The sequence below is a fragment of the Burkholderia sp. AW49-1 genome (assembly GCF_053427845.1).
Window position 1 is genome coordinate 854,832 of sequence record NZ_JBSAXF010000001.1, and the last position, 14,381, is coordinate 869,212.

General features: G+C 67.9%; 14 protein-coding genes. 9 read left to right on the plus strand and 5 right to left on the minus strand.

Annotation, left to right across the window (positions count from 1 at the left end; translation table 11 throughout):
• The first annotated feature begins 31 nt into the window (after nucleotides 1–31).
• The gene (catC, locus tag ACV22W_RS03680) at nucleotides 32–322 is read left to right on the plus strand and encodes a muconolactone Delta-isomerase (RefSeq protein WP_050017398.1); all 291 of its coding nucleotides are present in this window, start codon (nucleotides 32–34) and stop codon (nucleotides 320–322) included.
• Nucleotides 323–461: 139 nt separating this feature from the next.
• On the opposite strand, the gene ACV22W_RS03685 is transcribed toward catC, so the two are convergent.
• A complete protein-coding gene (locus ACV22W_RS03685; RefSeq protein ID WP_448017784.1) occupies nucleotides 462–1,247 on the minus strand; it encodes an NAD(P)H-dependent oxidoreductase in 786 nt (261 codons plus the stop codon).
• Nucleotides 1,248–1,333: 86 nt separating this feature from the next.
• Between ACV22W_RS03685 and ACV22W_RS03690 the strand changes: the two genes are divergently transcribed.
• Together ACV22W_RS03690 and ACV22W_RS03695 are read left to right on the plus strand one after the other, a co-directional pair.
• Nucleotides 1,334–2,227, plus strand: coding sequence for a LysR family transcriptional regulator (locus ACV22W_RS03690; protein ID WP_448017785.1), 894 nt, complete (start codon nucleotides 1,334–1,336; stop codon nucleotides 2,225–2,227).
• Between the two features lie 186 nt (nucleotides 2,228–2,413).
• Nucleotides 2,414–2,818, plus strand: a complete 405-nt coding sequence (locus ACV22W_RS03695) for a DUF2471 family protein (RefSeq protein WP_448017787.1) — start codon at nucleotides 2,414–2,416, stop codon at nucleotides 2,816–2,818.
• 125 nt (nucleotides 2,819–2,943) lie between these two features.
• Here the strand turns inward: ACV22W_RS03695 and ACV22W_RS03700 are convergent, their stop codons facing one another.
• Nucleotides 2,944–4,977 (minus strand): oxidoreductase, encoded by a 2,034-nt coding sequence (locus ACV22W_RS03700; protein WP_448017788.1) that lies wholly within the window; start codon nucleotides 4,975–4,977, stop codon nucleotides 2,944–2,946.
• Between the two features lie 76 nt (nucleotides 4,978–5,053).
• Here ACV22W_RS03700 and ACV22W_RS03705 point away from each other — a divergent pair, with 76 nt between their 5' ends.
• Nucleotides 5,054–6,136, plus strand: a complete 1,083-nt coding sequence (locus tag ACV22W_RS03705) for an AraC family transcriptional regulator (protein WP_448017789.1) — start codon at nucleotides 5,054–5,056, stop codon at nucleotides 6,134–6,136.
• 217 nt (nucleotides 6,137–6,353) lie between these two features.
• On the opposite strand, the gene ACV22W_RS03710 is transcribed toward ACV22W_RS03705, so the two are convergent.
• The 3 genes from ACV22W_RS03710 to ACV22W_RS03720 form a co-directional block, all read right to left on the minus strand.
• Nucleotides 6,354–6,803 carry an aconitase X swivel domain-containing protein gene (locus ACV22W_RS03710; RefSeq protein WP_448017791.1) on the minus strand — a complete coding sequence of 150 codons (450 nt, stop codon included), beginning with the start codon at nucleotides 6,801–6,803 and terminating at the stop codon, nucleotides 6,354–6,356.
• Nucleotides 6,796–8,043: an aconitase X gene (locus tag ACV22W_RS03715; RefSeq protein WP_448017793.1), complete on the minus strand. Its 1,248-nt coding sequence runs from the start codon at nucleotides 8,041–8,043 to the stop codon at nucleotides 6,796–6,798. Before ACV22W_RS03715 ends, ACV22W_RS03710 begins: the two co-directional genes overlap by 8 nt.
• A gap of 69 nt (nucleotides 8,044–8,112) precedes the next feature.
• Nucleotides 8,113–8,541 carry a MarR family winged helix-turn-helix transcriptional regulator gene (locus ACV22W_RS03720; RefSeq protein WP_448017795.1) on the minus strand — a complete coding sequence of 143 codons (429 nt, stop codon included), beginning with the start codon at nucleotides 8,539–8,541 and terminating at the stop codon, nucleotides 8,113–8,115.
• 109 nt (nucleotides 8,542–8,650) lie between these two features.
• Here ACV22W_RS03720 and ACV22W_RS03725 point away from each other — a divergent pair, with 109 nt between their 5' ends.
• From ACV22W_RS03725 to ACV22W_RS03745, 5 genes are all read left to right on the plus strand, one after another.
• A complete protein-coding gene (locus ACV22W_RS03725) occupies nucleotides 8,651–9,571 on the plus strand; it encodes a LysR family transcriptional regulator (protein WP_448017796.1) in 921 nt (306 codons plus the stop codon).
• 107 nt (nucleotides 9,572–9,678) lie between these two features.
• Nucleotides 9,679–10,110, plus strand: coding sequence for a MarR family winged helix-turn-helix transcriptional regulator (locus ACV22W_RS03730; protein WP_448017797.1), 432 nt, complete (start codon nucleotides 9,679–9,681; stop codon nucleotides 10,108–10,110).
• A gap of 64 nt (nucleotides 10,111–10,174) precedes the next feature.
• Nucleotides 10,175–11,266 (plus strand): HlyD family secretion protein, encoded by a 1,092-nt coding sequence (locus tag ACV22W_RS03735; protein ID WP_448017799.1) that lies wholly within the window; start codon nucleotides 10,175–10,177, stop codon nucleotides 11,264–11,266.
• 13 nt (nucleotides 11,267–11,279) lie between these two features.
• The gene (locus ACV22W_RS03740) at nucleotides 11,280–12,854 is read left to right on the plus strand and encodes a DHA2 family efflux MFS transporter permease subunit (RefSeq protein ID WP_448017801.1); all 1,575 of its coding nucleotides are present in this window, start codon (nucleotides 11,280–11,282) and stop codon (nucleotides 12,852–12,854) included.
• Between the two features lie 16 nt (nucleotides 12,855–12,870).
• Entirely contained in the window at nucleotides 12,871–14,319 is a 1,449-nt protein-coding gene (locus ACV22W_RS03745) for an efflux transporter outer membrane subunit (RefSeq protein ID WP_448017803.1), read from the plus strand.
• The last annotated feature ends 62 nt before the right edge of the window (nucleotides 14,320–14,381 follow it).

The following is a 14,381-nucleotide window of genomic DNA, read 5'->3' on the forward strand; positions in this document are numbered from 1 at the left end:
TTCGGCGAATCGACAACGCAAGGAGCGCAGGATGCTGTTTCATGTGGAAATGACCGTCCGCCTGCCGGCGGACATGGATCCGGTCAAGGCTGCCACGCTGAAGGCCGAAGAGAAGGCGATGTGCCAGCGGCTGATGAACGAAGGGACCTGGCGGCATCTGTGGCGGATCGCGGGGCAGTATGCGAACGTCAGTATTTTCGACGTCGAGAGCGTGCAGCAACTGCATGACGTGTTGAGTCAGCTGCCGTTGTTTCCGTATATGGAGATGGAAGTGCGGGCGCTGTGCCGGCATCCGTCTTCGGTGCGCGAGGATGATCGATAAGTGAACGCGACGCGCGGCGTGACTGAACGGCCGCGCAGAGTACGACACGGGCAGCCGGCGATTTTCTCGCCGGTCGCCCGTGTCGTTTTGCAGCCGTCCCGTCCAGGTATCGCCCCGCATCACGACGATGCGGCGACGATCACCACTCCTGCGCCAGATGCGCCGCGAACCCCACCGTCCCCGGCGCGATCTCCGCCTTCAGCGTCAGCGCCGGAATCTCGTAATCGCCCGCGTTCTGCCGCCGGAACGGAATCGGCTGCGCGGTCCACAGTTCGTCGAGACGCTTGCCGAGCGCGGCACGCGTTTCATCGAAGCGCGCGTCGTTCATCCGGTGCGTCTGGTAGACCACGAACGGCGGCAGCACGTCGAACCCCGGGTAATAGAGAATCCCGTGCTGGATTGGAAACAGCACGTCGTCGATCGGCCCGTTGATGCCCCGTGCGCTGTAATGCGACTCCCAGCCGCCCGTCGTGACGACGATCATCGCGCGCTTGCCCGCAAGCGAACCTTCGCCGTAACGGTCGCCCCAGTGCAGGTCGGAATGTTCGCCGACGCCGTATGCAAAACCATACGCATACACGCGCTCGACCCAACCCTTCATGATCGCCGGCATCGAAAACCACCACAGCGGAAACTGCAGGATCACCGCATCGGCCCACTTCAATTTTTCCTGTTCGCGCGCGATGTCTTCGCTTTGCGTGCCCGTCGCGAACGCGTGCTTCGAGTCGAGCGACGGATCGAAACGCGCGTCGGGCTTGCGATCGGTCACGTCGTTCGCGTCGAACGCGGCCTTCCAGTTCATCGCATACAGGTCCGTCACCTGCACGCTATGCCCCGCCGCTTCGAGCCGCTCGACGGCAAAGTCGCGCAGCGCGCCGTTCAGCGAACGCGGTTCCGGATGGGCATAAACGATCAGCACATTCATGTTCGTCACTCCGTTGATTGAATGACTGCAGGATGCCGTCGCCCAAGGTATATTTGAAATGAATTCCTGATATTCCAGGTATAGGCATGAACAATCTCAGACGACTGGATCTGAACCTCCTGGTCACGCTCGACGTGCTGCTCGCCGAGCACAACGTCACGCGGGCAGCCGAAAAACTGAACATGTCGCAGCCGTCGGTCAGCGTGCAGTTGCAGAAACTGCGCGATCTCTTCGGCGATCCGCTGTTGCTGCCGGGACCACGCGGCATGCGGCCGACCGCGCGCGCGGAAACGCTGCGCGAGCCGCTGCGGGACGCGCTCGACGCGGTCGAACGTGCGGTGCTGACGGCCACGCCGTTCGATCCGGCAACCGCGACGAACACGTGGCGCGTGGCCGCGACCGACTATGGCGAATCGACGATCGTCCTGCCCGCGCTGAACACGCTGCGGTCAGCCGCCCCCGCGACGCGCCTCGCCGTCGTCGAGCTCGTGCCGCCACGCATCGAGCAGGACGCGGAGCGAAACGGCATCGACCTGGCCTTCCACACGACGGAAGGTTCACCGGAAGGGATGCGGCGCCTGCCGCTGTTCGTCGAGCGCTACGTGCTCGTCGGCCGCGCCGGTCATCCGAAGCTGAAGCGGCGCCCGACGCTCGCGCAGTTCGGCGCGCTGGAACACGTGATCGTGTCGCCCGACGGCGGCGGCTTCTTCGGCGTGACCGATGAAACGCTCGCGCAAGCGGGCGCCGCGCGGCGTGTCGTGCTGTCCGTTCCGCATTTCCTGTTCGTGATGTCGGCCGTCGCCAGCACGGATCTCGTCGCGATGCTGCCCGAGCGTCTGGTGCGCGACGTGCCCGCGCTGCGCGTGGTGGAAGCGCCCGTTCAAGTTCCCGGCTATGAAATGTCGATACTGTGGCACGAGCGCGTGCACCGCGATCCCGCGCATCGGTGGTTGCGGGAAACGATCGCGGCGTCGGTGTAAGTCGTTCGCGAAAGCCGCGCGGCGCGCGCGCCGGCCACCGTCGCCGCCGCGCTCGCCCCGGTGCCGGGAAACAGAGTTGCATTCAGGACTTGAAACCGCCTCGGACACTGTATATATTTACAGTGTTTTTGCACCATTTGACCCGAATTCCGTCACCCATGACGGACGGACTTTTGTGAGGCGACCATGTTCCAGTCATCCGCATTCGATCCCGAGCAACCCGGCTTCAACCCCGTCCACTTCGAGCGTGCCGCGCAGCGGGCGGTCGTCGACCTGCAGCGTGTCGTCGGCGGCCCCGCCCAACGCGCGCTCGGCCTGCGGCGCCGCACCCATCCGGCCGCCGTCCGCACGATGAGCTGGCAGGCGCTGCTGAACGTCGAGGAACTCGCGTTCTCGAATACCGGTTTCCTGAGCCGCAACGACCCGACGGTCGTCGACGCGTTCATCCGCCTGCGCGGCAGCCGGCTGGTGGCGGCGGATGTCGAGGAGCCGGTCGACTGGCGTCGCGACGACGACGACCTGCCGGCCGTCTACCTGATCGTCAAGGCGATGCTGGAGGCGGAAGAGGAAGAGCGCGCCGAAGCGGCCTGACGCATGCCGGCCGATCGCGAATGGCGTTCTGACGGAATCGCGTCGCCACGTTGCATGGCGACGCGGGAAGTCGCCAGCGCGTCGCGCGACGCACGCCGCCGTTTCGCAACCCGGCACGACGCCCGTTACAGCCTCGCCGCGAGCCGCGATCCCTGATCGATCGCACGCTTCGCATCGAGCTCGGCCGCCAGTTCCGCACCGCCGATCAGATGCACCGAGCGTCCGGCCGCCTGCAACGGCGCGAGCAGCGCGCGCTGCGGCTCCTGCCCCGTGCACAGCACGATCGTGTCGGCTTCGATCAGTTCATGATCGGTCCGCTGCTCGCCATACGACACGTGCAACCCGCGCGCATCGATCAGTTCGTAGTTCACGCCGCCGATCATCTTCACCTGCTTCATCTTCAGCGTCGCACGGTGAATCCATCCGGTCGTCTTGCCGAGCCCCTTGCCGAGCGGCGCGGCCTTGCGCTGCAGCAGCGTCACTTCGCGAGCCGGCGCCGAGACCTGTGCGCGAGTCACGCCGCCGCGCGTCGCAGCCGGATCGGTCACGCCCCACTCCGCTTTCCACTCTTCCAGATCGAGCGTCGGCGACTCGCCGCCTTGCACCAGATATTCGGCGACGTCGAAGCCGATGCCGCCGGCGCCGACCACCGCGACACGCCGGCCAACCGGCTGCCCGCCGGCCAGCACGTCGATGTAGCTGAGCACGTTCGGCCCGTCCTGGCCGGGAATCTTCGGGTCGCGCGGCGCCACGCCGGTCGCGAGCACGATCTCGTCGTAGCCGCCCGCGATCAGGTCGCTCGCATCGATGCGGCGGTTCAGGTGCAGGTTCACGCCGGTCAACTCGACCTGACGGCCGAAATAACGCAGCGCTTCGTCGAACTCCTCCTTGCCCGGAATCCGCTTCGCCATGTTGAACTGGCCGCCGATCTCCGGCGCCGCGTCGAACAGATCGACGTGGTGGCCGCGCTGCGCGAGCACGGTCGAGCACGCGAGCCCGGCCGGCCCCGCGCCGACCACCGCGATGCGCTTCGGCTGCTGCACGCGCGTATAAATCAGCTCGGTCTCGTGGCATGCGCGCGGATTCAGCAGGCATGACGCGATCTGGTTCTTGAACGCGTGGTCGAGACACGCCTGGTTGCAGCCGATGCAGGTGTTGATCTCGTCTGCCCGGCCCTGCGCGGCCTTGACGACGAACTCGGCATCCGCGAGCAGCGGGCGCGCCATCGACACCATGTCCGCGCAGCCGTCCGCGAGAATCTGCTCGGCCACCTCGGGCCGGTTGATCCGGTTGGTCGTCACGAGCGGGATGCCGACCTCGCCCTTCATCTTCTTCGTCACCCACGCGAACGCGCCGCGCGGCACCGACGTCGCGATCGTCGGCACGCGCGCCTCGTGCCAGCCGATCCCCGTATTGATGATGGTCGCGCCCGCGCGCTCGACGGCCTTCGCGAGCTGCACGGTTTCGCTCCAGTCGCTGCCGTCCGGAATCAGGTCGAGCATCGACAGCCGGTAGATCAGGATGAAGTCGCGCCCGACTGCCTCGCGCGTGCGCGCGACGATCTCGATCGGCAGCCGGATCCGGTTCTCGTACGAACCGCCCCACTGATCGCCGCGCTTGTTCGTATGCATCGAGATGAACTGGTTGATCAGGTAGCCCTCGGAGCCCATGATCTCGACGCCATCGTAGCCGGCCTCGCGCGCAAGCTGCGCGCAGCGGACGAACGCGCGGATCTGCCGCTCGACGCCGCGCGCACTGAGTTCGTGCGGCGCGAACGGCGAGATCGGCGACTTGATCTTCGACGGCGCGACCGCGAACGGGTGGTAGCCGTAGCGGCCGGTATGCAGGATCTGCAGCGCGATCTTGCCGTCGTCCGCATGCACGGCGTCGGTGATCACGCGATGGCGCCGCGCGCCGGCCGACGTCATCAGCGTGCCGCCGAACGGCTTGGTCCAGCCGGCCACGTTCGGCGCGAAGCCGCCGGTCACGATCAGGCCGACGCCGCCGCGCGCGCGTTCGGCGAAATAGTCGGCGAGCCGCGGCAGCGTCTTGCGGCTGTCCTCGAGGCCCGTGTGCATCGAGCCCATCAGCACGCGATTCTTCAGCGTGGTGAAGCCGAGGTCGAGCGGCGCGAGCAGGTTGGGAAAGGAAGTCGTCATGGTGAGTCTGCCGATAAGCGATACGTGCCATCGTAGGCCGCGCGCCGCCTTGAACGTGAGGGGGCAAACAGCCATAATGCTTGTCATTTCCGGCCAAATCGACATGACCTCCCCGTCACGCAAGGACCACCTCGGGTTACGCCGGCCGACGATTCCGGTCGCCTACACGCGCCTGCTGCTGCAGGCGCTGGCCGCGCGCGGCGTCGATCCGGCCGCCGTGCGCGCGGGCACCGGGCTGCGCGATGCCGTATTGGCCGAACCGGACGCGCGCGTCGCGCCGTCGCAATGGGGCCGGCTCGTGCTCAACGCGATCGAAATCGGCGGCGATCCGGGCATCGGGCTCGCGTTCGGGCTGCTGCTGAAGCCGACCGTGCACGGCTTCCTCGGTTATGCGACGCTGACCGCGCGGGACATCCGCGAAGCACTGGTCGTCACGCAGCGCTACTTCCGGATGCGCAACCGCCAGTATCGGCTGACCTATGCGGAGGACGACGACGGCGCGACGCTCGAACTGCACGGCGTGCAGGCGAGCCCGGTGCTGCAGCATCACGTGATGTTCGAGTTCGTGCTGACGGGGCTCGCGCAGAACATCTCGCAGTGGTCCGGGCGCGCGTCGCCGCCGATCGCGCTGCGCTTCGCATGGCCGGAGCCCGATTACTTCGCACGCTATCGCGACCAGTTGCCGCCGGTTGAATTCGGCTGCACGGCGAACGCGCTGTGGATCGCGCACGACGTGCTCGACTGGCCGCTGCCGCTCGCCGACGAAGTCGCGCACCGGCAAGCACTCGTGCAGGTCGAGCGCGAGTATGCGCAGGTGCGTCAGGAGGAAGGCGATCTCGTCGAGCGCGTGCGCGCGGAACTGGCGGGAACGTCCGGCAACTATTCAAGTCCGGAGGCGCTCGCCGACGCACTGCTCGTGTCGACGCGCACGTTGCGGCGCCGGCTCGAGGAAGCGGGGTCGAGCTATCGGCAGCTGCTCGACGAAGCGCGGTTTCGCGACGCGAAGCAATTGCTGTCGGCGTCGGATCTCGACCTGAAGACGATCGCCGAGCGGCTGCAGTTCACCGACCCGGCGAATTTCACGCGCGCATTCCGGCGCTGGGCCGGGCAGACGCCGAGCGCCTATCGGGAAGCGGCCGCCGGAACCACGCGCGAATGACCGGAGAACGCGGGCGGCACCACGCGCCCCGTTGATGTTTCATCGATCGGCGATCGGCCGCTTCGTGCCGAGCACGATCCTCCATTCCGCGTTCAGCCTGACTGCGTCGTCCGAAATCCGGCGGCCGGCACGACCGGGCGGCAAGAAATGCGCTCTCGCTCATGCGGGAAGATACGCCGCACACCCGCTCCCTCCGAGCCGGCGAGCACGTGACGCGTCAGCCGCCGACGTCGATCCGCGCGCCGCCGTCGCCCTCGCCTGCGTCGATTCGCACGTCGCCCGTCGCGGCGACGATCGCGTCGTACACCGCATCGGTCACGCACACCACCGGCACCGCGACCGCATACAGCTCGGCGGCGACGATCGCGCCGATCGAGATGATCAGGTCGCGCTCCTTCAGCACGATCCCGACCGGCCCCGTGCCGTTGCGCACCGCTTCCGCGAGCACGCTGCTGCTCGAACTCGAGCCCTTCGCGTGCGGCATCACCATGATCCGGCCGGCCAGGCTCGCGCCCGCCTGCGGATGTCCGCGATCGACGATCCGACCCGCGCCCGAGTCGTAGCCGCCCCAGAAGCTGAGCGGCTTGTCGAGCACGATCGTCGTCGCGCGTGCGCTACCCGGCACGAGCGTGTCGCCCGTCAGTTTCCGAACGCTTGCTTCAGTCATCGAATCGCACCTTTCCTTCGAACGCGGAGCGCACACACTCGCGCATGCTGCCGTACGCGACCGTGACGCCGATGTTCGCGGGCGCATACGACGCCCATTTCCCCGAGTTCGTCATCACCAGGCCCGACAGCTGTTTCATCACCGGCGTGATGTAGGTGCAGGTGTCGACGACGATCTGGATGCCGCGCGCGTCGAACTTGCCGGCAAGCCCGAGTTCGCCGAGTTCCCACAGGATGAAGCGGCTCGTGTTCACGTAGAAATCGCACTTCGGCTTGCCGTCGAACTGGTCGAGGAGCGCGTCGAGCGTGCGGAATTCGGCGAGCGAGAAGTGCGGCGTGCCGAGCGCGACCGCGACGAGCGCATCGCCGGCCGCACCGTGGTTCAGCGTGCTGCGGATCTCGTCGAGATCGGCCATCGCGACATCGACCGTTCGCTGCGCCGCCTGCCCGTGCAGCGCGGCGTCGAGCGTCGGCGCCTCGGGCGTGACGCCCACCGCATGGAACAGCGCGACCGCGCCGCTCGATGCGGCGGCTGCGCCGAGCGCCTTGAGTTCGTCCTCGGTGGTGTCCGCCGGCAGCCCGACGATCGCCGGCACGGTCGCGCCGGCGATCCGGCCGATCAGCAACCCGAGCGCCGCGAAATAGATGTCGCGCGACGGCCGGTGGCCGAAGTCGGGCGCGTTGAACACGATCCGCGCCGCGCGATTCGATTCGACGTGCAGCCCCGCATAGGGCGCGCGCCCGGTGATCGCGGCGGCCAGATCGAGAAAGTCGCCATAGCGGCTGGTGCGCGCGCCGATCACCGAGTTGGCGAACACGATCGCATTGGATTCGGCCCACGCGATCTGCTCGCCCAGGCGCGGACGATTCTTCAGCTGATACGGCGCGCACGTGAAGCTCGACTCGCAACCGAGCTGGAGATGCGCATCCATCAGGCGTTGCGCGTCGCGCTGGATCGTGCGGTCGCCGTGATACAGCTCGGGATGGATCAGGTCGAGCGACCCGACGTTCAGCGTGGTCGGCACCGCGACCTGCGCGCCGGTGTCGACGAAATATTCGACGAAGTCGAGGCTGGTCTGGCCGTGGTAAAGACAGCCGTCGATGTGCGCGGACGTGATGTCGATCAGGTGCGGCGCCGACATGACCTCGGCCGTGCGCGCGACGATCCGCATCGCGCGCGCGACGCCGTCGCCGAATGCGCCGCGCAACATCGCGTCGTCGCGCTCGCTCAACTGCAGCATGGGGGGTGCTCCTCGTGTCTCGTCCGGTGGATCCGGATCGCTTTTGTAATACTACCGCGCGCGTTGCGCCTATCGCTGCGCCGTCAGGCTGAACAGCTCGTCGCGCAGCGCCTTGGCGCGGCCGCGGCCGAACTGCGTCTCGAACTCGTCCTGCGCGGCCTGCCACGCGACTTTTGCCTGCGCGTAGGTGCGCTCGCCGAGCTTCGTCAGGCTGAGCGCGTGCGCGCGCGCGTCATGCTCGGACGCGGCCGCGGCGACGAAGCCGTCGCGCTGCAGCGGCTTCAGCGCGCGCAACAGCGTCGTGCGATCCATCACCAGCGCGTCGGCGAGTTCGCTCATCACGAGGCCGGGCCGGTGCGACAGGTTCGCCATGATCGAGAACTGCGCGGGCGTGACACCGACCGGGGCCAGATGCCGCTCGTAAAGTTGCGTGACGAAGCGCGCCGCCTGACGAAGCGCGAGGCAATTGCAGGCCTGGGCCATCTGGATATCGTTCATGATCGGCAATTTATATGTGCATATGCATAAAGTCAATGTACACTCCGCCGTAACGTGGCCGGGCCGCCGCGTGCATCAGGCGCCCCGCCATCGCCCCGAGGAGACGGACATGGACTACATCGACAAGCTGCGGATTTTCCGGTCGGTGGTGGAAATGCGCAGCTTCACGCGCGCCGCCGACATGCACGGCCTCGCGCGGCCGGTCGTGTCGCGGGCGGTCGCGGATCTGGAGGCGCGCTTCGGCAGCCGCCTGCTGCACCGGACCACGCGCCAGGTCTCGCTGACCGAAACCGCCGAGCGCATCTACGAACGCTGCGCGGCCGTGCTCGACGAACTCGACTCGCTGGAAGCGCAGGCGCAGTCGCACACGCGCGAGCCCGAGGGGCTGCTGCGCCTCGTCGCGCACACGACGGCCGCACTGAACCGGCTCGTGCCGCTGATCGCCGGCTTCAAGGCCGCGCATCCGAAGGTGCGCCTCGACGTCACGCTGACCGAGCGGCCGGTCGACCTCGTCGGCGAAGGTTACGACATCGGCATCATCGTGCCGTACATGCTGACGAGCGAGACGACCGTCGTGCGGCTGGTCGAACGCATTCCGGTGGTGATCGTCGCGACGCCCGCGTATCTGCGCACGCATCCGCGCCCCGAAACGCCGGCCGACCTCGCCGGCCATGCGTTCGTGCCGCTGTCGCCGTCGCTGCGCCGGCCCGCGCTGTCGTTCCGCGTCGACGGCGACATGCTGACCGTGCCGCTGAGCTTCGACATCTCGTCGAACAGCCCCGTCCTCAACCGCGAAATGGTGATGCACGACTTCGGCATCGGCGTCGTGCCGAGAACGCTCGTCGAAGCGGAGCTCGCGTCCGGCGCGCTCGTGCAGTTGCTCGACGGCGCCGACCTCGTCGACGCGTTCGTGGAGATCAAGCTGGCGTACGCGAACCGCGCGCTGCTGCCGGCGAAGGTCAAGGCGTTCATCGACTACACGGCCGCGTACGGCGACCGCGAAGGCGCGATTGTTCCGGCCGCCGCCTGATCCGGCGCGAAAACGCGCCGTTCCACCGTCGATTGGTACAACCACGGCACCAATCTGATCCCGCCTCGCCGCTCGCTTCAGGTCGCTTTGCCGCCTAACATGTGCACATGCACAAGACCACGCTTACCGATGACGATTGCTTCGCGGTCCGGCAAGCCGCCCGGCGGATCTCGCAGTTCTATGAGCGCTACCTGTCGCGGGCGGGCGTCACGCCGTCGCAGTACAGCATTCTCGCGCTGCTGCGGGAGCGCCCGGGCCTGACGATGGCGACGCTGTCGGCGGTGCTGGTGATCGAGCGCACGGCGTTGTTGCGCGCGCTCAAGCCGCTGGTCGGCGCGGCGCTGGTCACGGGCAGGATCGAGCCGCGTTGTCGCCGCCAGACGTTCGCGCTGACCGCGCACGGCGAAACGAAGATCGCCGACGCGCAGGTGCACTGGCTCGCCGCGCAGGAGGCGTTCGAGCAGCGGTTCGGGGCGGCGCAGGCCGCCCGCCTCAGAGACGAATTGTTCCGGATCACGCACAACCTCCCGGAACGCTAACCCCTTCCCCGACCGGCGACGCGTCGTCGGTCGTTTCAATACGTGCATATACATAGGTGAATCGATGGACACGACCCAAGCCGCTGCCTCCCGCGAGGCAGCCACAATCGACCGGCCGGCAAAGCAGCAACGCCGCGTGCCGTGGATGCGGATCGCGGTGGCCGCCGTCGTCGTCGTGGTCGCGGCCGCGGCGCTCGACTGGCTGTTCGTGCTGCGCTTCCAGGAAAGCACCGACGATGCGTATGTCGGCGGCGACGTCACGGTGCTCGCGCCGAAGGTGACCGGCTTCGTCGACAGGATTCTCGTGACCGACAACCAGCGCGTGAAGGCCGGCGACGTGCTCGTGCAGCTCGATGCGCGCGACTACGACGCGAAGCTCGCGCAGGCGACCGCCGAAGTCGACAGCGCGCGCGCCGCGGTGGCCGAACTCGAGGCGAAGCAGCAGCTTCAATACGCGGTGATCGGCCAGCATGCCGCGGACAGGACTGCGTCGTCGGCCGAGCTCACGCGCGCGTCGTCCGACCGCGTACGCTACCGCGAGCTCGTGAAATCCGATGCGGTGTCGAACCAGATCGTCGAACGCGCGGACGCCGATTATTCGAAGGCGGATGCGGCCGTCGCGCGCAGCGACGCCGCGCTGCTCGCATCGAAGCGGCAGCTGGACGTGCTCGGCGCGCAGCTCGTCGATGCGCGGGCCCGCGTGAACACGGCACTCGCCGCGCAACGCGTCGCGGCGCTCAACGTCGAGTACACGACGATCCGCTCGCCCGTCGACGGTTACGTCGGCAACCGTACGGGCCGTGTCGGGATGCTCGCGAACGTCGGCGTGCCGCTGCTGACGATCGTGCCGGCGTCCGGCCTGTGGATCGACGCGAACTTCAAGGAAGACCAACTGCGCAAGATGCGCGCGGGCGATCGCGTCGACGTCGCGCTCGACGCGTCGAGCACGCGCCTGCACGGCCGCGTCGACAGCCTGGCGCCCGCGACCGGTGCGACCTTCAGCGTGCTGCCGCCCGAAAACGCGACCGGCAACTTCACGAAGATCGTGCAGCGCGTGCCGGTGCGCGTGCATCTCGATCCGCAGTCCGGCATGGCGCATGTGCTGCGTCCCGGCCTCTCCGCGGTCGTGACCGTGCACACCGACCACGCGAACTGACCGGGAGCCTGCGATGACCACCGCATTCTCCGGCGACCCCGCGTCGCAACCGACGAAGCAGCGCGTCTTCGCGTTCGCGCTGATGTGCGTCGGCTTCTTCATGGCGACGCTCGACATCCAGATCGTCGCGTCGTCGCTGCGCGACATCGGCGGCGGCCTGTCGGCGAGCCAGGACGAGCTGTCCTGGGTGCAGACGGCCTACCTGATCGCCGAAATCATCGTGATTCCGATGTCGGGCTGGCTGTCGAGGGTGATGTCGACGCGCTGGCTGTTCGTCGCGTCGGCCGTCGGCTTCACGATCACGAGCATGCTGTGCGGGCTCGCGTGGGACATCAACTCGATGATCCTGTTCCGCGGGCTGCAGGGCGCGCTCGGCGCCGCGATGATTCCGACCGTGTTCACGACCGCGTTCGTGCTGTTTCCCGGCAAGCAGCGGCTGATCGCGTCGACGACGATCGGCGCGCTCGCGTCGCTCGCACCGACGATCGGGCCGGTAATCGGCGGCTGGATCACCGAGCAATGGTCGTGGCACTGGCTGTTCTACCTGAACCTCGTGCCGGGCATCGCGGTGGCCGCGCTGGTGCCGCGCTACGTGCATATCGACGAGCCCGATCTCAGCCTCATCAAGCGCTGCGACTATCCAGGCATCGCACTGATGTCGGGCTTCCTCGGCTGCCTCGAATACGTGCTCGAGGAAGGCCCGCGCAAGAACTGGTTCAGCGACGACGCGATCGTCATCTGCGCGTGGATCTCCGGCATCTGCGGCTTCCTGTTCATCGTGCACGCGCTGACCGCGGAAGACCCGATCGTCGACCTGCGCGCGCTCGCCGTGCGCAACTTCGGGATCGGCAGCCTGCTGTCGTTCGTCACCGGCATCGGGATCTTCGTGACGGTGTTCCTGACGCCGCTGTTTCTCGCGCAGGTGCGTGCGTTCAGTTCGCTGCAGATCGGCATCGCGCTGCTGTCGGTCGGCGCGTTCCAGCTGCTCGCGCTCTGCGCGTATGCGTTCGCCACGCGCTACTTCAGCATGCGCGCGCTGCTCGTGTTCGGGCTCGTCTGCTTCGGCCTCGGCTGCTACCTGTACACGCCGATCACGCACGACTGGGGCTGGCGGGAACTGCTGCTGCCGCAGGCATTGCGCGGCATCGGCCAGCAGTTCAGCGTACCGCCGATCGTGACGATGGCACTGGGCTCGCTGCCGCAGTCGCGGCTGAAATCGGCGAGCGGCCTGTTCAACCTGATGCGCAACCTCGGCGGCGCGATCGGCATCGCGGTGAGCGCGACGATGCTCAACGACCGGCTCAACTTCCACTACCTGCGCCTGAGCGAACACGTGAGCGCCGGCGAGCCGCAGGTCACGTCGCTGCTCGACCGCCAGGCCGCGTACTGGACCTCGGTGGCCGGCAACACGCTCGATACCGCGCAGGCGGGCCTCGCGAACCTGCACCGCCTGATCTATCGAGAAGCGCTGACGCTCACCTACGCGGATGCGTACTACGCGCTGTCACTGTGCTTCGTGGTCGCGCTGCTTGCCGTCGCGTTTTCCCGTCCCATCACCCTGAACGCGCCGCCGCCGGACGCGCACTGAAGCCAAGGTCGTCATCATGAAGAAGCTACTCGTCGCGCTGGCCGTCAGCGCCTTCGCCGCAGGGTGTGCGGTGCAGCCCGCGCAGCATCCCGCGCTGCACGATACCGTTCACGCCCTCGCGCCCGCCGCGTGGGACACCGACGTGCCGCGCGCGGACATCGACGCCGCTGCGTGGTGGGCGCAGTTCAACGATCCCGTGCTCGACCGGCTGATCGCAACCGTGCTCGACGGCAACCTCGATCTGCAGGCCGCCGCCGAACGCGTGAAGCAGGCACAGGCGCTGACCGTGCAGAAGCGTGCGGTGCTGCTGCCCCAACTCGACGCGACCGCGCGCGCGTCCGACGCGCGCCAGAACACGCCGCCGCCGCTCGGCTACGTGCGGCAGGCCGGCGCGGGACTCGCGCTGAGCTGGTCGCCGGACGTGTTCGGCGGCGAACGGCTCGACCTGCTGGCCGCGCAGGCCGAGCTGGTCGGGCAAAAGCACGCGCAAGACGCGATGCGGCTCGCGCTCGCGGCCGATGCGGCCTCGGCCTATGTCGACCTGCGCTGGGCGCAGCAGGAACTGAAGATCCTGCAGGACAACGCGGCGATCCGCCGGCATGCGCTCGAACTCACGCGCAAGCGGCAGGCGTTCGGGTTGTCGACGGAGCTCGACGTCACACGCGCGCAGAACCAGCTCGATGCGCTCGAAGCGCGGATTCCGCCAACGCAGGCGCAGATCGCGCATCAGCTCAACCTGATCGCCGTGTATTCGGGCCGCACGCCCGAGTCGATCGACCGGCTCGTGCTCGCGCAGGCCGGCGCGATTCCGGCGCCGCCTGCCGGGTCGCCCGCCACGCTGCCATCACAGGCGCTGCTGCGCCGGCCGGACGTGCTCGCCGCATACGCACAGGTCGAGCGGCGCGCGGCGCAGGTCGGCGTCGCTAAGGCCGAGCGATATCCGAAGTTCTCGCTGAACCTGACGGACGGGATTCTGGCCGCGTCGTATCTCGGGTTGCCGACGCTGACCGACAACCTGTTCAGCGCCGCGTTGAGCGCGACGAGCCCGATCTTCAACGCGGGGCGAATCACCGCCGACATCACGCAAAGCGAAAGCCGGATGCGCGAGTCGGAACTCGGGTTGCGGCAGACGATGCTGCAGGCGCTGCGGGAAGTCGAGGACGCGCGTGCGAGCCTCGTCAGCAGCGATGAAGCGACGCGGCGCCTCGACGGCGCGCTCTCGGCGTCGGACAAGGCGCTCGGGTTGGCGAACCAGCTCTACAAGGGCGGCGCGACGGATTTTCTGGACGTGCTGTCGGCGCAGGAGGTGTATCTGCGGGATTCGGATGCGCTCAATCAGGTCAGGCGCGAGCATGCGCTGGCGGCGGTCGCGTTGTATCGGTCGCTCGGCGGTGGGTGGAGCAGGAACGATGCGGCGGGTGACGCGCAGGCCGTGGCCGTCGCTGCCACCGCCGCGCAGGATTGACCGCGGCCGCCATGCGACTCCGGCGCCGGCCTCCAGTGCACGGGAGGCCGGGCGTGCGGCGC